Origin of the sequence: Bacteroides sp. ET225 (genome assembly GCF_024733745.1) — a bacterium.
Classification (GTDB): Bacteria; Bacteroidota; Bacteroidia; order Bacteroidales; family Bacteroidaceae; genus Phocaeicola; species Phocaeicola excrementipullorum.
In genome coordinates, this window is sequence record NZ_JANRHN010000005.1 from 91524 (window position 1) to 115627 (window position 24104).

Sequence of the window (24104 nt, forward strand, 5' to 3'; positions counted from 1 at the left end):
TAAAATGTTTTGTGTATTATGAAAATTGCATTGATCGGATATGGAAAGATGGGAAAGGAAATCGAAAAAATCGCGCTTTCCCGTGGTCATGAAATCGTAAGTATCATTGATATAGACAACCGTAAGGATTTTGATTCGGAAGCTTTCCGTTCGGCTGATGTGGCCATTGAGTTTACCGCGCCTTCGGTGGCCTACGGCAATTGCACGGAAGCTTTCAGACAAGGCGTGAAGGTGGTTTCCGGAAGTACCGGCTGGATGGCGGAACATGGCGAGGAAATGCGCCGCTTGTGCGCCGAAGAAGGAAAGACTTTGTTCTGGTCGTCAAACTTCAGTCTGGGCGTTGCCATTTTCTCGGCCGTCAACAAGTATCTGGCTAAAATCATGAACAGATTCCCCAATTATGAGGTGTCTATGGTTGAAACACATCATGTTCATAAGCTTGATGCTCCGAGCGGAACCGCCATTACGCTGGCCGAAGGCATCATTGAAAATCTGGACCGCAAGAACAAGTGGGTGATGGGTACGCTGACAGCTCCTGACGGCAGCGTGACCGGAACTCTCGAATGTGCTCCCGATGAGTTCCCCGTAAGCGCAGTCCGCAGAGGAGAAGTGCCGGGCATTCATACCGTCCGCTATGAATCGGAAGCAGACTCGATTGTCATAACCCATGACGCGAAAAACCGGAAAGGGTTTGCGCTTGGCGCCGTGCTGGCTGCCGAATATACGGCGACCCACAGCGGTTTTCTGGGAATGAGCGATTTGTTTCAATTTTAACAGATAGAAGAAGCGTATGAAAGAATGTTTGTCTTCCGGCGGAAAGCCATGCTTCGCTGAAAAGATAAGCCAGGCCCCTCGCAGGCAGTGGATCAAGTTTGCCACGGTTCTGGTATTGTATGTCATTTTTCTGATCTGGCTTCGGAGCTGGTTGGGCCTGGTGGTGATTCCGTTTATTTTCGATGCGTATATCACGAAGCTTATCCCCTGGACATGGTGGAAAAAGTCGAAGAACAAGACGGTGCTGGCCGTGATGAGCTGGGTTGACGCGATTGTGTTTGCTCTGGTTGCCGTCTATTTTGTCAATCTGTATTTTTTCCAGAACTATGTCATTCCGTCGTCTTCTCTGGAGAAATCTCTGCTGGTTGGCGATTATCTGTTTGTCAGCAAGATGAGTTATGGGGCGCGCATTCCGCAGACCCCTCTTCACATGCCTCTTACGCAGCATACGTTGCCGGTGTTCAACTGCAAGTCGTATGTTGAATGGCCGCATTGGGACTATAAGCGTGTATCGGGCTTGGGGCAGGTAAAGCTGAACGACATCGTTGTCTTCAACTTTCCGGCCGGCGATACTGTAGCTACAGGCAATCCAGCCGAAGACATCTATCGCATGAGCTATCAGCTGGGCAGGCAGTTGGCTCAGCCCGTCGACATGTCGCGGCTTTCTCCGGAGCAGCAGCGCGAAGTGTTTGACTTCTACTACAATGCGGGAAGAAAATACATCGACGAGAATCCCCAGATGTTTGGCAAAGTGATCACACGTCCGGTAGACCGGAGAGAAAATTACGTAAAGCGCTGTGTCGGGCTTCCCGGACAGACCTTGCAGATAAAGAACCGCATCGTTTACCTTGACGGCAAGCCCAACAAGGAGCCTGACAATGTGCAGTACCGTTATCTGGTGCATACGAAAGGGGTGCTTCCCGAAGACTTCTGCCATGAGCTGGGAATAAGCAAAGAAGACCTGAGCGCTTATTTTGTGGAAGAGTCTACCTATAATATGCCGCTGACCGAAGCTGCCAAGGCTGCTTTGCTGGGGCGCAAGGATCTGGTCGTTTCCATTGAGAATGTGCCCGATGACGATGCCGGAGGCTTGTATCCGAACAATAAACAGACCGGATGGACGGTAGACAACTACGGGCCGGTATGGATTCCGAAAAAAGGTGCCAGCATTGATCTGACGCTCGACAATCTTCCGCTTTATGAGCGTCCCATCAAGAATTACGAAGGCAATGCGCTCGAAGTGAAAGACGGAAAGATTTATATCAACGGACAGGAAACTTCAAAATATACATTCAAGATGGACTATTACTGGATGATGGGCGACAACCGTCACAATTCGGCCGACTCGCGTTTCTGGGGATTCGTTCCGGAAGACCATATCGTAGGAAAGCCGGTATTTATCTGGCTGTCGCTCGATCCCGACCGCAATTGGACGGACGGCAAAATCCGCTGGGACCGTCTGTTCCGTTTTGTGGATTCCATCAAATGATTTATGTGGATCAATAAGTCCGGCAAATGGTGGGCAAAGGCAGTCGGCTGCATTGTGGCAGCAGTTGTGCTGGTGCGTATGTTCCTTGTTACGGCTTGTGTCATCCCCTCTTCCGGCATGGAGAACAGCCTTTATGAAGGTGAGCGGATACTGGTCAGCAAATGGAGCTATGGGCTGCGTATGCCTTTTCCTTCAGTGTTCGGCTATCACCGGATTGCGGATTCGCCCGTGACGAAAGGAGATATCGTGCTGTTCAACAATCCCCATCCGCACGACCCGGACAGCCGGATAGAAAGCCGCGAGCTTTTCATAAGCCGCTGCATCGGTTTGCCCGGCGATACGCTGATGCTTGACCGGAATCTGTCTGAAATCCAGGGAGAAGTTCTCAGTCCCGACAGCAAGGCGCTGTATGCTTATCCGGCTGTGATGGAAGACACGATGCAGGCTGTGCTTGCTTCGCTGGGGCTGGATGACAACACGCTGGTCGGATATACCTCAGACGGAAACTACATACGCAGCTTCAGTCATTATGAATATTACCTGATTTCGCAGCGTCTGGAAAACCGTTTTTCCCTGCTCCCGATGAACCGGGGCAATCGCCGGGACGTGCATCCGTATGTTGTTCCCGGAAAGGGCAGGGCCGTGAAGGTTTATCCGTGGAACATCAAACTGCTGTGCAATACCATTCTAGCGCATGAACACCGTGCAGCCGAGGTGAAGGATGGCGTGCTTTATGTGGAAGGCAGACGGACGGATTCTTTTACTTTTACGAAAGATTATTATTGGATGGCCTCGAATGATCCGGTGAATCTGTGCGATTCGCGTCTGTTCGGATTCGTTCCCGATGACCATTTGATAGGCAAAGCCTGGCGCATCTGGTACTCATCCCGCGAAAACCGGTTTATGAGGAGAATAGAATGATGGAGGCACACGAACAAGGATATGAGCGAATGAAACAGAAAGTGGTTTTGGGTTCCGCTTATTTGGGCCCTGTTGAATATTATACAAAACTTTTTGCCTACGGCGATGTACGGATTGAGCGTTTTGATCATTACATGAAGCAGACCTACCGAAACCGTTGTGTGATTGCTTCTGCCGAAGGGCCGCTGGCACTTGCTGTACCCACAGAAAAGGGTGATGCCCTGAAGTGTCTGATGAAGGATGTGCGCATTTCCGACCACGGCAACTGGAGGCATGTGCATTGGAATGCCTTTGTAGCAGCCTATCGGCACAGTCCGTTTTTTGACTATTATGCCGACGAGTTTCAGGCTTTTTTTGTCAAGAAATATGCGTTTCTGTATGACTTCAATATGGAACTCTGCCGCTGGGTCTGTGAACAGATTGATTTGTGTTCGGTTTTATCTCCGACTGACGATTTTGCGGCCGAGATTCCGGATGCAGATGATTTCCGGGAGCTGATTCATCCGAAAAGGAACTATAAAGAGTCGGATCCGGACTTTGTAGCAGCTCCTTATTATCAGGTTTTTGAGCGTAAGTTCGGTTTCCTTCCCAATTTGAGCGTTGCCGATCTGCTGTTCAATATGGGGCCTGAAAGTTTGCTCGTGCTGCGCGACAGCATGGCCAAAAAAACGGCAGACTCCTTGCCGTAAAAGAATAATGTAGTACATTTGCAACAAAATCAATGATTTAACGATATATGAACAATTTACCGACAGTAACGAAAAATCTGCTGATTATAAATGTGCTCTGCTTTTTGGGCATGTTTGTGGCTGAAAGATATGGAATTGACATCAACCATCTGTTAGGACTTCACTTCTTTCTGGCGTCCGATTTCAATATAGGACAGTTGGTTTCCTATATGTTTATGCACGCCAATTTTTCGCATATTTTTTTCAACATGTTTGCCTTGTGGATGTTTGGCCGTGTGTTGGAGCAGGTGTGGGGACCAAAGCGTTTTCTTACTTATTATATCGTGTGCGGAATAGGTGCCGGACTGGTTCAGGAACTGGTGTGGGGTATGGAGTATGTGTTTGTATGGTCAAACTTTGCTTCAGTTGACACGGGCGTCGGCATCATCTCCATGGAAGGCTTTTTGAATGAACTGACAACGGTGGGAGCATCCGGCGCTGTTTACGGTATCCTGCTGGCATTCGGAATGCTTTTCCCGAACAGTCAGATGTTTGTCTTTCCTATTCCGATGCCGATTAAGGCGAAATATTTTGTAATCGGTTATGCTGTGCTTGAACTGTTTTTGGGGCTGGGCGGCAGTGACGGAGTTGCTCATTTCGCCCATCTTGGCGGTATGCTTTTTGGTCTGATACTGATTTTATATTGGAGAAAGAAAAATGGCGGAGGGAAGATTTATTACTGATTTGCGGAGAAAATTCGTACAGGGCGATATTGTCACACAGCTTCTGTATGTGAATGTGGCTGTGTTTATCGTGGTGGCTGTATTTAACGTGATAGCCACGCTGTTCAATCTTTCGCTCGTTTCATGGATAAAATGGCTTGAACTGCCTGCATGGCCCGAAACTTTTATCCGTCAGCCATGGTCGCTCTTCACTTACATGTTTATGCATGCCGATGTGTTTCATATTCTTTTCAATATGCTTTGGCTGTACTGGTTCGGACGGCTGTTTCTGAACTTCTTTTCGTCGAAGCATCTGCGCGGCCTGTATGTGCTGGGTGGAATTTGCGGTGGTCTGCTTTATATCCTTTCGTATAATGTCTTTCCCTATTTTGAGGATAAGGTATATTTTTCCTATTTGTTGGGTGCTTCCGCTTCGGTTTTGGCCATTGTGGTGGCGGCGGGTGTTCGTGAGCCGAACTATCCGGTGCAGTTGATGTTTTTCGGTACGGTGCGTCTGAAATATGTAGCGATTTTTATGGTCGTTCTGGATCTGCTGTTCATGACATCTTCCAACGCAGGAGGACATATCGCGCATTTGGGAGGAGCCTTGTCCGGCTGGTGGTTTGCAGCGGGATTGTCGAAGGGACACGATGCGACCAAATGGATAAACGGCATTTTGGACTGGTTTTCCGGTCTGTCCGGGCCGCGCCGGGTGAAGAAGCCTAAAATGGAAGTGCATTATGGCGACAAGCAGAAAGATTACGATTATAATGCGATGAAAAAGGAAAGGGAGGCTGAGGTGGACCGCATTCTCGACAAGCTCCGCAAGTCTGGATATGGCAGTCTGTCTGAAGAAGAGAAGAGGAAGCTGTTTGATGCCAGCAAGAAATGAAGTGAGGTAGTGAAATGAATATAATCGGTCATACATTGCAGGGCCTGGCGTTGCTTGCCAATTTGCTGGCAGGGGCTGGCTTTCTGTTTTGTTCTTATAGCCAGTATTTATCTCCTGTAGCACATCCTGTGTTGTCATGTGCGGGACTGTTTTTTCCTTTCTTTCTCTTTCTGAACGCTTTGTTCCTGCTGTTCTGGCTCTTTGTGCAGTGGAAATTTAGTCTGGTTCCATTCTTGTTCCTGTTGGCGGGATGGGGAAGCATCAGATCTTATGCTCCATGGGGGAACAAGGAAGAAGCAGAAGGAAAGGAAACCTTGAAATTCCTGACATACAATGTGATGGGAATGCCTGTAGAAAAGGGGGATTCTGTAAATCCGATTGTCGAGTATATCCGCAAGTCGGATGCCGATGTGGTTTGTTTGCAGGAGTATCCGGTTCATGACGAGAAAATCCGGAAAGCTCTTTCGTTCTATCCTTATGTTGAAACTTTTGCAGTCGCCGGATGGAACGGGATGGCGTGTCTTTCACGGTATCCGATTCTTTCGGTCGAACGTATCGGCTACAAAAGCGTAAGCAACGGCAGCTTCTTGCTGCGTTTGAAACTGGATAAAGATACGATGGCAGTGGTTTGCAATCATCTGGAGTCGAACAAGCTGGATGCTCATGACAAACAGGTTTATGAAGAAATTCTGAAATCTCCGGGCGAAAAGAATGTGAAGAGCGGAGGCAAATATTTGTTGGGGAAGCTGGCTGAAGCTGCGGCGCTCCGCGCTCCTCAGGCGGATTCCGTTGCCCAGGCTATTGCTGGGAACAAGTGCCGGTATATGCTTGTATGCGGCGACTTTAATGATTCTCCCTTGTCGTATGCCCACCGGATCATCGGACGAGGCCTGCATGATGCGTATATAGAGGCCGGAAGGGGACCCGGCTTTTCATATAACCGGAATTTTCTTTATTTCCGGATCGATCATCTGATGGTGGGCGAGGGATTCAGGGTGCTGGAAGCAGATGTTGACAATTCGATATCTGCATCAGATCATTATCCTTTGTGGTGTGTGGTAGAGAAATTATAACCTTAATAAAATTGAGTATTGATAATGAAACAACTTGTAATTGCTGCAGCTATGACGTGTTTGGTATGTGCGTGCGGACAGAAGACGAACGAGAGCGAGAATCCGTTCCTGGCGGAGTTTCAGACTCCTTATGGCACTCCTGATTTCAGCCGCATCAAGGTGGAACATTATGAACCGGCTTTCCTGGCCGGCATTGACCAACAGAATGAAGAGATTAGGACGATTGTGGAAAATGCGGATGAACCAACTTTTGAGAATACAATTGTCGCGCTTGACAAGAGTGGGGAGGTTCTTGATCATGTCAGCGGTGTGTTTTTTGCCTTGACAGAAGCTGATACCAATGATCAGCTGATGGAGCTGGAAACGAAATTCGCCTCAATGCTTTCAGAACACAGCGACAATATTTATTTGAATCAGGATTTGTATAAGCGCGTTGCGGCTGTGCATGATAAAGAAGCTGAAGGGAAAATCCAGCTGACAACCGAACAGCATTATCTTTTGGATAAATATTACAAGGGGTTTGTACGTGCAGGGGCTGCACTGGATTCAGCCAAACAGGCCCGTTTGCGCGAAATCAACAAAGAGCTTGCTACGCTTACCATCGAGTTCGGCAATCATGTGCTTGCCGACAACAACGCATATTTGTTGGTGGTTGACGATAAGAAGGATCTGGAAGGGCTTCCTGAAACGGTGGTTGAAGGGGCATCCCAGGAGGCAAAAGCCCACGGAAAAGAAGGCAAATGGGTGTTCACCCTGCAAGAATCCAGTCGTCTGCCGTTGTTGCAGTATGCAAAAAACAGAGAGCTGCGCAAGGATATTTATCAGGCTTATATCAATTTGGGAAACCACGGTGACGCAAATGACAACAAAGAACTCCTGAAACGGATTCTGACGCTTCGTCTGGAAAAGGCCAGGCTGATGGGATACAGCAATTATGCTGAATATCAGTTGGCGGAAAACATGGCGAAGACTCCTGAAAATGCACTTGACCTTCTGTATAAGCTGTGGGGATATGCTATCGGGAAAGCCAAGTCGGAGGCTGCGCAGTTGCAGACAATCATGGACCGCGAGGGAAAAGGCGAAAAGCTGGAGGCATGGGACTGGTGGTATTATGCAGAGAAACTTCGCAAAGAGAAATATGATCTGAATGAGGATGAAATCAAGCCTTATTTCAGCCAGGAAGATGTGCATAATGGACTTTGCTATGTGGTGAACAAGCTTTATGGCGTGACATTGACTCCGACGGACAGCATTTCTGTGTATAATCCGGATGTAAAGACGTATATTGTGAATGACGGTGACGGGTCTTTGCTGGGGATATTCTACAGCGATTATATGCCCCGTTCCAACAAACGGAGCGGTGCATGGATGAGCAATTTCCGTGAGGCTTCGGCTGATGTGCGCCCGCTTATCTACAATGTGGCAAGTTTTACCAAACCCGCAGGCGATCTTCCTTCCTTGCTTACATTGGATGAGGCTCGGACCATGTTTCACGAATTCGGGCATGCGCTTCACGGATTCCTGACAAATTGCCAATATAAGGGCGTTTCGGGAACTGCCGTTGCACAGGACTTTGTGGAACTTCCTTCCCAGATTATGGAACACTGGGCTATGGCTCCTGAGGTGCTTAAGGTCTATGCGAAGCATTATAAAACACGCGAAGCTCTTCCTGACGATCTTATAAAGAAAATTGAAAACCAGTCGCATTTCAATCAGGGTTTCATGACTACAGAACTGCTGGCTGCGGCCATTCTGGACATGGAACTGCATTGCCTGACCTCTACGGACAGTCTGGATGTCATGGGCTTTGAAAAACAGCTGATGGATAAAATCGGTCTGATTCCTCAAATCGCGCCGCGTTACCGTGCTACATATTTCAATCATATCATGGGCGGATACGATGCCGGATACTACAGTTATCTGTGGGCGGAACGCCTGGATACGGATGCTTTTGAAGCCTTTAAGGAGCATGGGCTGTTTGATCAGGAAACGGCCGCTTCCTTCCGCAAGAATATCCTTGAGAAAGGAGGATCTGACGATCCGATGAAGATGTATGTGGCTTTCCGCGGCGCTGAGCCGAGCCTTGAGCCGTTGCTGGAATCCCGCGGATTGAAGTAAACGGTTTGATTGCATAATCAAGCTTTTTGTAATCAAAAGTTTAAATATTTGCAATCGTTTCGGCTTATCTGATGAAAAAAAACTATATTTGCAACCTTGAATAAACGTATCAAATTAAAAATTAATATAATAAACTAAAGTAACATGCAAAACAAAGGATTTGTAAAGGTTTTTGCGGTATTACTGACACTTGCCTGCATCTTCTACCTTTCGTTCTCGTTTGTCACTCGCTATCAGATGAACAAGGCGGAAAAGGATCCCAGAGGTGCTGCCCATTATCTGGATTCCATGCAGAACCAGAAGGTATGGCTCGGTGTCTATACGCTGAAACAATGCCGTGAAATGGAAATCGGGTTGGGATTGGACCTGAAAGGTGGTATGAACGTGATTCTGGAGGTGTCTGTGCCTGATGTTGTAAAGGCATTGGCTGACAACAAACCGGATGCAGCCTTCAATAAGGCTGTTGAAGAAGCTGCCAAACAGCAGGTGACAAGCCAGGAGGATTTCATCACTTTATTTGTGAGAGAGTACAAGAAACAGGCTCCTGACGGAACGTTGGCCGAACTTTTTGCGACACAACAGTTGAAGGACAAGGTCAACACCCGCAGTACAGACGCTGAGGTAGAACGCGTATTGCGTCAGGAAGTACAGGCCGCTATCGACAACTCATACAATGTGTTGCGTACCCGTATCGACCGTTTCGGTGTTGTTCAGCCTAATATCCAGGCACTGGAAGGAACAATGGGCCGTATCATGGTTGAACTTCCGGGCATCAAGGAGCCTGAACGTGTCAGAAATCTGTTGCAGGGATCGGCAAATCTTGAGTTCTGGGAAACTTATGAAGCGAAAGACATTGTGCCTGTTCTCGTTTCGGCTGACGAACGCGCGCGTTTGCTGCTGGGTTCAACAACCGACTCTGTAAAGGTGGATTCGGCTGCGGTTGAAAAGGAAAAGGCTTCGGCTGCCATCTCTTCCAAGGACAGTCTTGCTGCTGTGTTGAAAGGTGAAACGGTAGACAACTCTGCAGCAAATGTAGAACAGTACAAGAAAGATCATCCCTTGCTGTCTGTGTTCCAGCCCAACCAAAGCGGAATGGGATCTATCGTGGGATATGCAGACTATAAGGATACAGCTGCTGTAAATGCAATTCTGAATATGCCGGGCGTTAAAGAAATCATGCCCCGCGACCTGAAACTGATGTGGGGAGTCAAGGCTTCCGACATGGATAAGACCGGACGCATCTTTGAACTTTATGCTATCCGCTCTACAGAACGTAACGGACGCGCTCCGCTGGAAGGAGATGTGATTACTGACGCTAGAGATTCTTACGACCAGTTTAACAAGCCGTGTGTAACGATGTCGATGAACAACGACGGATCCCGCCGTTGGGCCGCGCTGACTAAAAAGAACATCGGCAAGGAAATCGCTATCGTGCTCGACGGTTATGTATACAGTGCGCCGAATGTAAGAAATGAAATTACCGGAGGAAATTCTGAAATCACCGGTAACTTTACTCCGGAAGTGACCAAGGACTTGGCGAATGTGCTGAAGTCTGGTAAAATGCCGGCTCCTGCGCGTATCGTGCAGGAAGATATCGTAGGTCCGTCGTTGGGACAGCAGTCCATCAATCAGGGCCTTGTTTCGTTTATCGTGGCTTTGATCGCGCTGATGGCTTATCTTTGTGTGATGTACGGTTTCATTCCGGGTATGGTGGCCAACGGTGCCTTGATCTTCAACTTCTTCTTCACGCTTGGTATTCTGACTTCATTCCAGGCGGCGCTGACATTGTCGGGTATCGCCGGTATGGTGCTTTCTCTGGCTATGGCTGTCGATGCGAACGTGTTGATTTACGAGCGTACAAAAGAAGAGCTGCGGTTTGGAAAAACAATGAAAGATGCGGTTTCTGCCGGTTATTCGGGTGCATTCTCTGCAATCTTCGACTCTAACCTGACATCAATCATCACGGGTGTTATCTTGTTCTATTTCGGTACAGGACCAATCCGCGGATTTGCTACGACATTGATTATCGGTATTCTCTGTTCGTTCTTTACAGCCGTTTTCATGACTCGTCTGGTTTACGAACACTACATGAAGAAAGACAAATGGCAGCATCTTACATTCTCTACGGGAGTGTCAAAGAATCTGTTCCAGAACGTACATTATAATTTCATGGGCATTATCAAACGCTCGTTCACGATATGGGGCGTTTTGCTGTTGATCTGCATTGTTTCGTTCTTTACTCGTGGCTTGTCGCAAAGTATCGACTTTACCGGAGGACGTAACTTTGTGGTTCAGTTCGACAGAGTGGTTCAGCCGGAAACAGTCCGCGATCTGCTTGACGCGAAGGTAGGTGACGCAAATGTGCAGGCCATCGCTTTGGGAACAGACGGAAAAAGAATCCGCGTGATGACCAACTATCGTATTGAAGAAAATGATCCGAAAGTCGATTCTGAAATCGAGAGTCTGCTGTATACATCCCTGAAGGAAGGCAATCTGGTTCCTGAAGGCGTTACTCTCGAGCACTTTGTCGACCGTGATACGCAGGACGGATGTTCGATCATCAGTTCGCAGAAAGTTGGTCCGAGTGTCGCAGATGACATGAAAACTTCTGCTGTGTGGGCGGTTGTGTTTGCGCTGATTGCGATCGGTCTGTATATTTTGATTCGGTTCAACAATATCGCCTACAGTATCGGTGCTACGGTAGCATTGGCTGTTGATGCTGTATTGGTTATCGGTGCTTATTCATTGTTCTATGGTATCATGCCGTTCTCGTTGGATGTTGACCAGACATTTATCGGTGCCGTGCTGACAATCATCGGTTATTCTATCAATGATAAGGTGGTTATTTTCGACCGTGTGCGTGAGTTCAGCCATCTGTATCCGACACGTGAGCGTGCGAAAATGTTCAATGATGCGCTGAATACAACATTGGCCCGTACGTTGAACACAGGTCAGAGTACGTTGATTGTGCTTCTTATCATCATCATTCTTGGAGGTGACAGCATTCGCAGCTTCTCGTTTGCGATGATTTTGGGTGTTGTCATTGGAACATTCTCTTCTCTGTTTGTTGCAGCTCCTGTTGCCTATTTGCTGTTGGGCAACAAGATGCCGGCACAGGTAGGAGAAGGCGAGGTGAAGAAAGCATAAGGTTTGCTGACAAATGGCAGGTTGTACGCATGTGCACTGCCGGATAAAATAAAGGGGCTGCGCCAAAGTAGAGATACTGGTGCAGCCCTTCTTATGTCGGCAGGTTTCTGTTGCGTGATGGATTTGTATTCTTTCTTCCTTTGTGGAAGTCAGGAAGTAAACAAAGGAATGTCAGCCTTCCTTGATTTTCTTTAGATAGTCGGATGGAGTGAGTCCGAACTCTTCCTTGAAGCATTGGCGGAAATAAACTGTACTGTTTATTCCGACTTTAAAGGCAATCTCCGATATGTTATATTTGCCTTCGAGAAGCATTTTTTCAGCCAGCTGCATCTTGATTTTTCGGATATACTCGTTGGTAGACATTCCTGTCAATGCTTTCGTTTTTCTGTAGAGTGTGGAGGAACTCATGCAGAGGGTGCTTGCAAGGTAGTTGATGTCAATGGCTTCTGTCGCCGATAAGTTTTCAATAATGATATGTTTCATTTTATCAAGAAACTCTTTGTCTATCTTGTTCAGCGAATCCGTAATTATCGAATGTTTCTCTTCAAGTTCCTTGGTGGTAATCTTTTCTGAAACGATTTTCTCAGAATAGTGTTCTGCAAGGTGTCTGCGCTGTGTCAAAAGGTTATTGATCCTGCTGTGAAGGAGGCTTGCGCTGAAGGGCTTGGTCAGATAAGAGTCAGCCCCCGACAGATATCCTTCTTCTTTGTCTGTCAGTGTGTCCTTGGCAGTAAGTAAAATGATAGGGATATGGCTGGTCCGTATGTCTTTTTTCAATTTCCGGCACATAGTGATTCCGTCCATTATCGGCATCATTATATCGCTGACAATCAGGTCTGGTATACATTCTAGTGCGATTTCCATTCCTTCTTTTCCGTTTCTTGCGGTTTTTACTTCATATAAGTCGGTAAACGAATCAACGATGTAGGTCATAATGTCTTCATTATCCTCTACTATTAAAACAACAGGATGCTGATTGTCCGAAAGCGTGTTTTGTTTCATTTCTTCCGGATCGTTTTTATCCGGTGTCTTGGAAGAAGATGTTTCTTCTTCATCCTTGTGCAAGGCATTAGGATAGGTGTTTGCTGCAATAAGTCGTATCCTGAAAACCGTTCCTACATTCAGTTGGCTTTCAGCCTGGATTGTGCCTTCGTGCAGGTTTACCAGATTCTTTACTAGAGCCAGCCCGATACCTGTTCCTGAAGCCTGGTGGTGACTGCCTTCCTGGTAATATCTTTCAAAAATATGAGAGAGCGCTTCCGGACTGATGCCATATCCTGTATCTCGGATACTTAGCTCCAGATAGCGTACATTTTGTTCTTCTACCCATTGCGCACCAATGCTTATTTGTCCCTTCTCAGTATATTTCAGTGCGTTTGAAACCAGATTGTCTAAAATAATGGTTATGGCCTCTTTATCAAAGAAAAGTTCCATATTCTCTTCTTCTGTATGGATAGATATGGCAATATGCGGATTTCTGTTGAGCTCCTTGTATTTCAATCCTGTTTCATAGACGACAGAAACAATGTTGCTTTTGCATACACACAGTTTCTTGTTTTGAGTTTCAGTTTTTCTGAATTCCAATATTTGGTTGACCAGGTTGAGCAGCCTGACAGCGCTTTGATGGATTACAGAGATGCGCCGTTTGTCTTTTCCCGTGAGTGTAGTGCTTTCCTGCATGTCCTCCAGCGGACCGATGATGAGTGTCAGGGGTGTACGCAGTTCGTGCGTAATGTTTGTAAAGAATCGCAAGCGTTCATCATTAAGCTTTTGCTCTTGTTCATGACTCCATTTTTCGGACTCATACAGGTATTCCAGATTGATGCGCCGTTTATATATATGTAAGAAAACAGACAAGATGCCTAAGATAAAGATAATATAGCCTAATTTTGCCCACCAGGACAGCCATAATGGGGGAGCGATAGTTATTAGCAATGAGGTGCTTTTTTCTGGCCATTTTTGGTTGCGGATACGCGCTTTGACCAGAAATTCGTAAGTCCCATAAGGAAGATTCCGAAATGTCAGGCCATTATCATTGCTTATGGTGTACCATGAGTTTTCCATTCCCTTTAACATATAGGCATACTCTGTTTGGTTGGCGAGAGCGTAGTTAGGTATGCAGAATGAAATTTGGAAGTTGTTTTGATCGTGTTCAAGTCTGATGTTCTCACGTCCATTCAGTTGAAAGTTTTGTTCTTTTTCATTATGAAGAGAAAGAGGAGTCATTACATTGATTCTTGTAATTATGGCTTGTGGAGAAGTCCTTTTTCTGAGAACAAATTCCGGACTGAAATAACACAATCCGCCGATAGAACCGAAATACAATTCACCGTTTGTGTCTTTGCATACGCTTCCACTGGTGAAACTGGCCAATGGGATATTATCTTTATTGTTATAGTTGCAGATTTTGCTATATCCGGACAGAAGGCAGGAAATTCCTTTGTTTGTGCTCAACCATATATTTCCTGAATTATCTTCTATTATAGCCCGTATGTGTGTATTTACCAAACCTTTTTCACGCTTGTATACATTGTATTTCAAATCCTCATTTGGAGGGAATTGTATAAGTCCGTCCCCTGTAGCAACCCAGATATTCTGTTTGCAGTCTTCATAAATGTGATTTATTGTGTTGGACGGAAAGGATGCAAAAGTGTCGAATGTCTTAAGATGTTCCATATTGGCAGAATATAGGAATAATCCTCCGCCAAATGTTCCAACCCAGACCCTTCCAGCTGTATCTTTCAAAATCGTGCGTACGAGGTTGTTAGGGACATCTATGTGTTTGATGATTTTTTTTGTATCACTTGTCATTTGGTATATTCCGTTGCTTGTTCCAATCCACATCAGTCCGTCAGGGTCCTCAAATATTGTCCGGACATCAGCTTTCTCAAGTTCGTTAGGCAAGAGTTGGCGGAATTTTCTTTTATGCTGATCGTAGAACATGATTCCTCCCTGAAAGATGCCGAACCATAAGTTTCCCTTTGTATCACGAAATGCGGTTTGCACTGAGTTTCCACTGATCTGTCCGTCTTTTTCTGTGAAGGTTTTGATTCTTTTACCGTTTTCAAGTACGTTGATGCCTCCTCCGTCGGTTCCGACCCATAGTCTGTTTTGTGTATCTGTACACACAGCGCTTGCTGTTCTTGAGTTGAGGTTACTTCCGGTTTGGTTAGGCGAATAGCGATAAGCATTGAACAAGGTCGTGTTGCTGTTGATGAAGTTTATTCCTCCTCCCCACAGGCCGGTCCATATATTGTTATATGAATCTTGGAAGATACAGCGAACGCTGGAACTGCTTAAGCTGTATTCATTATCGCCTTCTTCGATGTAGTGTATTTTTACGTTTTCTGCTGCGGAGAAAAAATGTTGCGAGAGATCAATTATTGCAATACCTCCAGTTTCAGTAGCTACCCATAGGCGCTTGTCATTCAACTGCCTGATATTGAAAATTCTTCCGGCTAAGGGATTGTTGTTTTTCCCGAATCGGATAAATTCAGCGTTTTCAGTATTATAAATGGCTAGCCCATTGTCTGTACCTATCCAAATGTTTCCTGTATTGTCTTGGTAGATGCAATTTACTTCATTCCCCGGTATAGATTTAGGATTTTGTGGAGAGTTCATAAAGTTTCTGACCTGTTTGTTTTTCAGTGTCAATATGGTAAGTCCTTTATTTCTATGTCCAATAAATAAGTTTCCTCTTCCATCTTCCATAGCACTCAGTACATTGTTTTCTGGAAATTGCGGAACTGTTTCAGAGTTGTAGTGGGTGCACTTTCCTGTTTCTTTGTTTAGATAATCTATACCTTTCCAATAGGTTGTGATCCATAAGTTTCCGTCGGTGGAAGGCAAGATTCCAGTTACATCATCTGTCGCCAGACTGCTCGGATTATTCTTGTCGTGCCGGTAGACTGTAAAGGTGTTGGTTTCATAATTGAAAGCATTCAGTCCGGCTCGTTGCGTACCTATCCATAAGACCGGTTCCTCAGGGTCGTCAAGAAGGCAGTTCAGTTCGTTTCCGGTTATGCATTGTTTCCCTTTTTCCGTTTTGTAGTAAGTAAAAAAAGAATTCCCTTCCAGTTTGTTCAGCCCTTCCTCAGTAGCGAACCACAGGAAGCCATTTTTGTCTTCCGCGATATCTGTAACGTAGTTGTTTGAAAGTCCATTTTCAAGACCTAAACGTTGTATAGTGTAAGTTTCTGCTTGTACAATGATGGCGTTTAGCAGAAAAAAGATAAGTTGAATGTATTTCATCGATTTTGCTTTGCTTGTTTATTCAAAAATACTAAAAAATCTGTATACTGAGATAAATAAATCGTGCAATGACGGATTTAATATCTGTCACTGCACGATTTGTTAGAAGGTTGAATGCATATAACGCATATTTTTGCAACAATTTATTTAACCTTTGAAACTTGAATATAGTTTTTTTAATCATAAATACTAACATTATGGAAACAAAATTCTTTCGACGCTCTTTCTTGTACGCCTTTTTGGCGATAGGAGCAACTTTCACCGGATGTAGTGACGATGAGTTTGCCGATGTGGATGGATTGGAGCCTACATTGGAGTTGGCTACAGATCACGTGCGGACATTAGGTGGGTATGAGTTTCGTTTGGCAGGTACTATTACAGACAAAGATGGTATCCGGTCAATTCGTCTTTCGTGTCCTGAATTAAATCTGGACAGAACCATTGATTTATTTCAATACTATTCAGAAGTGCAGTATGAATATACTTTAGACTATGCGTTTACTGTTCCAGAAGATTTGGATGGTGACAATTTTAATCTTAAGGTGACAGTGTCTGATGTAGGCGGGCGTACTACAGAAGGTATTATCTTAATAACGATGGATGGTGATTATGAGGATCCGATAATTACAAATCCAAGTGGAGAGCCGATCGTTGTTGTGATAAGCGAAGGTGTGCTTTCGCCACAGTCTTTGACAATCTCCGCCACTGATAACAAGGCACTTGATTCACTTAGTATCAATGTGGAAGGTTACGGCAAGTTCATGGCTTATCCAACAGAAAGTGATCCTCGTGCCATCAACTATTCGCTTGATCTCAGTAATTTACCTGTTGAAAACAAGGATTATCAGACAACAATCATTGCATACGATACATTACTCCGGACGGATACAGTCAGTTGCGTGATTTCGGTAACCGATTCACCGGATTATGAAAAGATGTATTTGGCGGATGTAGCTACAGAGGAAGAGTTGACGAGCGATGTATTTGGTGTTCCGATGCTGATCGATCATACAGGAGCTTTCCAGTATAGCGCACGTTATTATAATCGGAATGCAGGAACAGAAATTAGCTTTATACCGCAGAAAGACAGTTTTGGACCGACTCGCTATGGCCTTGATTCTGCCGACAAGTCGAAACTGTCAAAAGAGGCGGATGCGGAACCGATTGTATTGGAAGAAAGCAATGTTTATTATCAAATAGACTTCAATATTGCAACGCTGACCTATACGATGAAGACCTACAGCGTGAATGAGGCGGATGATCCATGGCCGTCAAGCATGGTGTATGGTGAACCTACATTGGATAAGTGGAATGACGGTGGAAGCACTTGGATGGACTTTACTTTTGGTATGACTTCTACGAATCCTACGGAGGTAAATCCTTTTGTCCAGGACGGGAACAATCCGCATCTGTTTACTTATGATGATCCAATATATCTGCGAGCAAATGAACAAATGCATTTTATTATTCATAATTATCACACAGACCAATGGTGGGACTTTGTAAGTTGGCGCAGTGACAGTGCGACTGATCCAGAGGTATTCGGTTATAGTACTAAAAGCGCATTTAGAAACAGAAGCTATAGTGGACCGACAACGGGAGAAGATATATGGTCTGAACCTGTGGTGAAAGAAACTGGCAATTATCAGTTCTATTTCGATTCCCATCTGGGAAGGGCAAAACTAGTGAGAGTGGAATAATTTTAACCCAAATAATTATCTAATATGAGAAAACAGATATTGATTATGTGTTTGTTGTTGCTATCCGTATGTGGCTATGCACAACAAATAACAGTAAAGGGAGTTGTAACAGCGGAGAGTGACAAGTTGCCTTTGATTGGGGCAACAGTGCAGTTGAAAGGTACTACAACGGGAGTAATTACCGATTTTGACGGTAATTATCAGCTTGCCGTTCCTCAGGATGGAACATTGGTCTTCTCAATGATCGGTTATAAGACTCAGGAAATCAATGTGGCAGGGAAAACAGTCATTAATGTGGTGATGAAAGATGATGTGGAAACCTTGGAAGAGGTTGTCGTTATCGGTTATGGAGCTGTGAAGAAAGGTGATCTGACCAGCTCTATCGCAGCGGTGAAAGGTGAGGATTTGCGTTCGCTGAGTACAGGTAATGCAATGAACTCTCTGCAAGGTAAAATCAGTGGAGTGCAGATTTCAAATACAGGTAGTCCGGGTGCTACTCCACGTGTCATCATCCGTGGTGTATCCACCATTAATGGTTCTAATCCGTTGTATGTGGTTGACGGTATGCCTGTTGGTGATAATATCAATTTCCTTGACCAAAATGATATAGAAAGTATGCAAGTGTTGAAAGACGCTTCTGCTTCTGCTATTTATGGTACTCGTGGATCGAACGGTGTAATTCTGATCACGACGAAGAAGGGACAGACAGGAGCTGCTAAATTTAGCTTTACGGCTTCTGCCGGTTTTCAGACAATGAAGAAGCCGAATATGGCTAAAGCTTCGGAGTATGAATATGTGTTCAAGACACGTTATCTGAATGATGGCAGCGAGCCTCCCTATAACAGCAAAAATAATATTACCGATGCAGAAGGTACTGATTGGTGGGATGAGTCGATGCGGAAGACTGCGCTGGTTCATAACTATAATTTGAGCTTTTCTGGAGGAACCGAAAAATTAACTTATTCTGGCAGTATCGGTTATTATGGACAAGATTCACAATATAAAATTGGCAACTGGCAGAAGCTGACAGCACGTTTCAGCATGGAGTATATTTTTAACGATATAGTTAAAGCCGGAATTGATTTCACGCCGAAATATGAGAACTGGAATGACACTCCCAACCTGATAGGTTCGGTAATGAATATGGATCCGACTACACCTGTTATGCGTAGCCGTGACGAATGGACAGAAAACATGCTTGATAACTATTCTCGTTCACATAACAGTGAGGTGTGGAATCCGGTTGCTTCGATGGCGCGTATGAATCAGCATAGTGATGAATATGGTTTGCTGGCTACTCCTTATATAAACATCGAACCTATAAAAGGATTGATATTCCGTTCTCAGTTTGGATTGAATGCACGTTTCCGCCTGTCAGATACATTCACTCCGGAGTTCTTTTTGGACAATCTGGAAAAGGCCGACTATAGCACGGCTAAGCGAAATATGCATAATTGGGTGGATTGGAACTGGACTAATACATTGACTTGGATGAAGACGTTCAACGAAAAACATAACCTGAACCTGATGGGAGGTTATACAATGGAACGTTTCCAGTCGTATTGGCTGGAAGGTTCCCGTGACAATACTCCTACGAATGATAAGTTGTTGCATTATGTAAGTGCCGGTACACAGAATCCTCAGGCTTCCGGTTTGAATGAATATTCTTCATTGATTTCTTATCTAGGACGTGTGATGTATAACTTCAATGAAAAGTATTATATTACAGCGTCTGTCCGTGTAGACGGTTCTTCCAAGTTTATGCCGGACAATCGTTATGCAGTATTTCCTGCAGCCTCAGTTGCTTGGCGTATTTCGGGAGAAGATTTTATGCAGAACCAGCACATCTTTGACAATTTGAAATTGCGTGCCGGTTGGGGGCGGGTAGGTAATCAGGCAATTGATAATTCTGCCTATCAGTCTACAATTACAGCATCTGATTATGTGTTTGGTCCGGATGCAAATCGTATCATAGGAACTTCATTGGGTTCCGTAGGAAACACCTTGCTGAAGTGGGAAACGGTAGAAGACTATAACATTGGCGTGGATATGTCGTTTTTGAGAAACCGTTTGTCTGTTACAGCCGAATGGTTCCATAAACAGTCCCATGACATGTTGATTAAAAAAGATAACATGTTGATTCTCGGTTATCCGATGTGGAACGGACAGATGTGGGAAAATGTCGGTAAGATGAAGGCTACAGGTTGGGAACTTTCTGTAAACTGGAATGACCAGCAGGGAGATTTCACTTACGGAGTGGGTTTGAATCTGTCTTCAGTGAAAAATACAGCAGAGAAGCTGACGGGTGCCCCGATTTATACAAAGTCTTTTAAAGGCGATTATATTATTCGTAATGAAGAAGGAAGAGAAATCAGCCAGTTCTATGGATATATAGCAGACGGATTGTTCCAGAACTGGACAGAAGTCAGGTCACATACGGGTGAACACGGTGAGATTCTGCAACCGAATGCTCAGCCGGGTGATGTTCGTTTCAGAGATTTAAATAATGATGGTGTAATCAATGACTCGGATAAAACCTATATCGGTTCTGCTTTCCCTGACCTTATGGTAGGATTGAATTTGAACTTTGCGTGGAAGAATTTAGACTTTATGGCTAATTTCTATGGAACGTTCGGAAACGATGTGTTTAATACAACAAAAGGAAGATACTCGGGCGCTGGTGGTGAAAATGTATATGCAGGAACTTACAATGCGGCTTGGCATGGAGAAGGGACAAGCTATGATATACCTCGTTTGTCGGCCAATGATGCGAACATGAACTATACCCGCATTTCAAGTTTCTATGTAGAAGACGGTTCTTATCTGCGTTGCAAGCAACTTCAGATAGGTTATACACTTCCGAAGGATTGGACAAAGGTTTGTACATTGCGCCTTTCTTTCTCTGCTCAAAATCCGTTCACTATCACTAAGTATTCGGGAATGGATCCGGAGGCAGCAGCTACGGGTGCGGTAACAGAGTCTGGTGTAGATGAGGCTGGCTATCCGAACCCGCGTACATTCTTGTTTGGAGTGAATATTAATTTCTAATCAATCAAAAAGAAAAAGTTATGAGAAAATATATTTTTGGAATTTCTATTTCGGCATTTCTATTGGCCGGCTGTTCCGACTTTTTGGAGGAACCTATTTTGGGACAGCAGGATTTGACCGAATATTTTGTGAACGAGGACGAATGTGCACAGCAGATTACAGGTTGTTATCAGTCTGTCTTTTTTGACGATTGGTGGCAGATCCAGAAGTTCTATCTTTGCGGTGATATGTGTACGGATGATATGTGGATGGGAAATACCGAGCAAGATCCGGGTGAATACAAGGCCTTGGCTCATTATACGGGAGATACGCAGACTGGCGGAAACTGCTCACAAAATTTCTGGCAATACCGTTATAAGGGGATTCTGAGATGCAATGTATGTTTGGAACATATTCCGGGAGTGGACTTTCAGGATGAATCGTTAAAGAAACGTTATATAGCTGAAGCTAAATTTTTGCGTGGGTTCTTTTATTTTGACTTGGTTAGAAACTTTGGCGGCCTTCCTTTAGTGAAAGGTGTGCTGATGCCAAGCGAAATCGAAGGCATCACTCGTGCTTCGGTGGAAGAAACGTATGCACTGATTGAGCAGGACTTGAAAGAAGCAATCGTTGATCTTCCGCGGAAAAGTGAATATGCGGCTGAAGATTTGGGACGTGCCACTCAAGGGGCAGCACGTGGCATTCTGGCAAAAGCTTATCTGTATCAGGGAAAATATACAGAAGCAGAAGCCCAGTTGGATACATTGGTTCGTGTCCATAATGGGGAATATGAACTGGAAAAAGATTTTTCGAACGTATGGAGCGTTAGCAATAGAAATGGGGTGGAATCGTTGTTTGAGGTTCAAACCAACAATGACATTTCTTATAACCTCGGGATACGTATGCCTGTAGTTTGTGGTTCGCGTAATGATTCTGGATGGGCATGGGGACTTCCTACGAGTAATCTGGAGAAAGCATTCTTGGATGCAGGGGATGAAGAACGGTTGAAGTGGACAATTATTACAGACGGTGATCTCGTTCCTGGTGATGAAAGTCGTGGTGCGTATACAGTTGCTCCTGCAAGTCACAAGTCGGCACGGGTAAGTCGTAAATTATATATTCCATTGGCTGACCGTCCGAATCCATACGATGCTTCACATATTCCATTAAACTATCGTCTGTTGCGCTATGCTGATGTGTTGCTGATGGATGCGGAAGTGAAGAATGCTTTAGGGAAAGATGCCGAGGCTCGTACTTCATTGAATGAAGTAAGAGGGCGCGTTGGTCTTGATCCTGTCGCTTCAAGTGTAACGGGCACGGAACTTCGTGATGCTATCCGTTTGGAACGTCGTCTGGAACTTGCCCTGGAGAATAATCGTTTGTTTGATCTGCGTCGTTGGAAGACAGATGATGGCAAACCCATGATTTGCAGTATTATGGGGCCGAATGGAAGCTTTGTCCGCTACAACACAGAAGAATCAACAGACCAGTATGAACTTTCTAACCAGATTGAGGCTAGTGATAAAGGAATTACTTTCACTGCGCCGAGAGATTTGTTGTTCCCTATTCCTACATCAGAAATAACTATGTCGAATGGAACAATTGAACAGAATCCTGGATATTAATGAATAAAAAACAGAACAGTTATGAAAAGAAACAGATATTTTTTGTTCGGGTTTTCTTGCTTGGCTGCATTGTCGTCATGCAGTGATGATGAAACATTTGTACCGGCATATGAGCCTCCTGTTGAAATAGACAGTACGCTGACTGTAACCGTGAATGCAGCCGAACTCTATCAGACAATTGACGGTTTTGGCGCATCGGATGCATGGATGATGGATCCGATAGGAAAACATTGGAGTGAAGATAATAGAGAGGGAATTGCAAAACTGTTGTTCTCGCGCGAGAGAGATAACCTCAATAATCCAGAAGGGATTGGACTTTCCATGTGGCGGTTTAATGTGGGGACGGGAAGTTATGATCAGGGAGATGACAGTGATATATCGGAGGCGGTCAAACGGACGGAATGTTTCTTGTCTGGAGATGGAGGTGTCTATAATTGGACCAAACAGTCAGGACAGCAGTATTTTATGGAAAAGGCGAAAGAATATGGCTGTGAACAGTTTGTTCTGTTTAGCAACTCTGCCCCGGTTTATTTTACGGGGAACGGACGTGCTAACAATAATACGGACCTCCCGGAAGAAAGTTATAAGAAGTTCGGCGATTTTTTAGCTACTGTAGCTGAACATTTTCAGGGGCAGGGATATAACATCTCGTATATCAGTCCCATTAATGAGCCTGAATATGAATGGGGTGCCGGAGGACAGGAAGGATGTCGTTTCACGAACGCAGGTGTCCAAAAGGTTGCTGTGGCTTTGGATGGAAGCTTGACGGAAAAGGGACTGTCGAATACAATGATGCTTATGCCGGAAGGGGCTAAATGGGATTATTTCTATAGTACGGGCGATCGTGGAGCTGCTTACGGAAATAAGATTGATGAACTGTTTACTCCCGGTGGAAAATATTATATCGGCGATCTGTCGCATTTCCCAGATATAATCTGTGGACACAGCTATTATTTGGATAAAACATGGAATGTGCTTGAAAATACACGTATGCAAGTATATAACAAAGCTGTGGCACAAGGCTTGCGTATTTATCAAAGCGAATGGAGTATGCTTGATGAAGGATATGAGGATTATCCTAATTACGACGAGGCTACTTATATGGATCTGGCCTTGTCTATGGCAAAAGTGCTACATCATGATTTGGTTACAGCAAGTATGAGTTCGTGGTGCTACTGGACTGCTGTCAGCACAGAGGTCTACAGTCAGAAAAATCGTTTTTATCTAGTGCGCGTAATTCCTGGTGGGGGTGACTATGGTGATATAAATGAAGACGGATCTTTCTCTGCTGGAAAGACCCTTTGGGTATTAGGTAACTATAGCTTGTTTGTAAGACCTGGTTATCAGCGTGTTGGCGTAAATCTTCCGAAGGATTCCAAGGAGGTTTTCGGCTCTGCTTATATTTCACCGGAGAAGGACAGGCTGGTTGTGGTATATACAAACATGACAGAAAAGAATATTCAAATAGAAACATCGTTAGAGGGGATCGAAGGTGCTGTTGATTCTGTTGAACAGTTGGTAACATCCGAATCATACGACTTGGAACCGATAGAACATTATCGGGAAGGCCTGTTGCCTGCGAAATCGGTGTCAACTTTTGTCTATTTATTGAAGTGATTTGAAAAAGATTGTTTTATGAGAAAGCTGCCTCAAGCAGAAAACAGTTGTCAGAAAACAATGTTGTCCTAACGGGACGA

General features: G+C 44.8%; 14 protein-coding genes. 13 read left to right on the top strand and 1 reads right to left on the bottom strand.

The features are described from left to right. The first annotated feature begins 18 nt into the window (after positions 1–18). The 9 genes from dapB (at position 19) to secDF (ending at position 11804) form a co-directional block, all read left to right on the top strand. On the top strand, positions 19–774 hold the full coding sequence (dapB, locus tag NW212_RS03785) for a 4-hydroxy-tetrahydrodipicolinate reductase (protein WP_258337307.1): 756 nt from the start codon (positions 19–21) through the stop codon (positions 772–774). A 16-nt stretch (positions 775–790) separates the two neighbouring features. After that, a complete protein-coding gene (locus tag NW212_RS03790; RefSeq protein WP_375337943.1) occupies positions 791–2263 on the top strand; it encodes a S26 family signal peptidase in 1473 nt (490 codons plus the stop codon). A 3-nt stretch (positions 2264–2266) separates the two neighbouring features. Then, positions 2267–3184 carry a signal peptidase I gene (gene lepB / locus NW212_RS03795; RefSeq protein ID WP_258337308.1) on the top strand — a complete coding sequence of 306 codons (918 nt, stop codon included), beginning with the start codon at positions 2267–2269 and terminating at the stop codon, positions 3182–3184. A 29-nt stretch (positions 3185–3213) separates the two neighbouring features. Further along, on the top strand, positions 3214–3873 hold the full coding sequence (locus NW212_RS03800) for a WbqC family protein (protein WP_258337309.1): 660 nt from the start codon (positions 3214–3216) through the stop codon (positions 3871–3873). Positions 3874–3920: 47 nt separating this feature from the next. Further along, the gene (locus NW212_RS03805; protein WP_258337310.1) at positions 3921–4595 is read left to right on the top strand and encodes a rhomboid family intramembrane serine protease; all 675 of its coding nucleotides are present in this window, start codon (positions 3921–3923) and stop codon (positions 4593–4595) included. Continuing rightward, positions 4570–5466: a rhomboid family intramembrane serine protease gene (locus NW212_RS03810; RefSeq protein ID WP_258337311.1), complete on the top strand. Its 897-nt coding sequence runs from the start codon at positions 4570–4572 to the stop codon at positions 5464–5466. The genes NW212_RS03805 and NW212_RS03810 overlap by 26 nt, the downstream gene beginning before the upstream one ends. A 14-nt stretch (positions 5467–5480) precedes the next feature. Beyond that, positions 5481–6539: an endonuclease/exonuclease/phosphatase family protein gene (locus NW212_RS03815; protein ID WP_258337312.1), complete on the top strand. Its 1059-nt coding sequence runs from the start codon at positions 5481–5483 to the stop codon at positions 6537–6539. A gap of 24 nt (positions 6540–6563) precedes the next feature. Continuing rightward, a complete protein-coding gene (locus NW212_RS03820) occupies positions 6564–8657 on the top strand; it encodes a M3 family metallopeptidase (protein WP_258337313.1) in 2094 nt (697 codons plus the stop codon). Positions 8658–8801: 144 nt separating this feature from the next. Then, positions 8802–11804: a protein translocase subunit SecDF gene (gene secDF, locus NW212_RS03825; protein WP_258337314.1), complete on the top strand. Its 3003-nt coding sequence runs from the start codon at positions 8802–8804 to the stop codon at positions 11802–11804. 171 nt (positions 11805–11975) lie between these two features. Here secDF and NW212_RS03830 read toward each other — a convergent pair whose 3' ends face one another. Beyond that, a complete protein-coding gene (locus tag NW212_RS03830) occupies positions 11976–16055 on the bottom strand; it encodes a hybrid sensor histidine kinase/response regulator transcription factor (RefSeq protein ID WP_258337315.1) in 4080 nt (1359 codons plus the stop codon). A 197-nt stretch (positions 16056–16252) separates the two neighbouring features. On the opposite strand from NW212_RS03830, the gene NW212_RS03835 reads away from it, so the two are divergent. Genes NW212_RS03835 through NW212_RS03850 form a run of 4 tightly spaced genes read left to right on the top strand, consistent with a single transcriptional unit; the run spans position 16253 to position 24024 of the window. After that, the gene (locus NW212_RS03835; protein ID WP_258337316.1) at positions 16253–17755 is read left to right on the top strand and encodes a hypothetical protein; all 1503 of its coding nucleotides are present in this window, start codon (positions 16253–16255) and stop codon (positions 17753–17755) included. A gap of 24 nt (positions 17756–17779) precedes the next feature. Then, positions 17780–20803 carry a TonB-dependent receptor gene (locus NW212_RS03840; RefSeq protein WP_258337317.1) on the top strand — a complete coding sequence of 1008 codons (3024 nt, stop codon included), beginning with the start codon at positions 17780–17782 and terminating at the stop codon, positions 20801–20803. Positions 20804–20823: 20 nt separating this feature from the next. Further along, a complete protein-coding gene (locus NW212_RS03845) occupies positions 20824–22407 on the top strand; it encodes a RagB/SusD family nutrient uptake outer membrane protein (protein ID WP_258337318.1) in 1584 nt (527 codons plus the stop codon). A 21-nt stretch (positions 22408–22428) separates the two neighbouring features. Beyond that, positions 22429–24024, top strand: coding sequence for a glycoside hydrolase (locus NW212_RS03850; protein WP_258337319.1), 1596 nt, complete (start codon positions 22429–22431; stop codon positions 24022–24024). Positions 24025–24104: the final 80 nt, after the last annotated feature.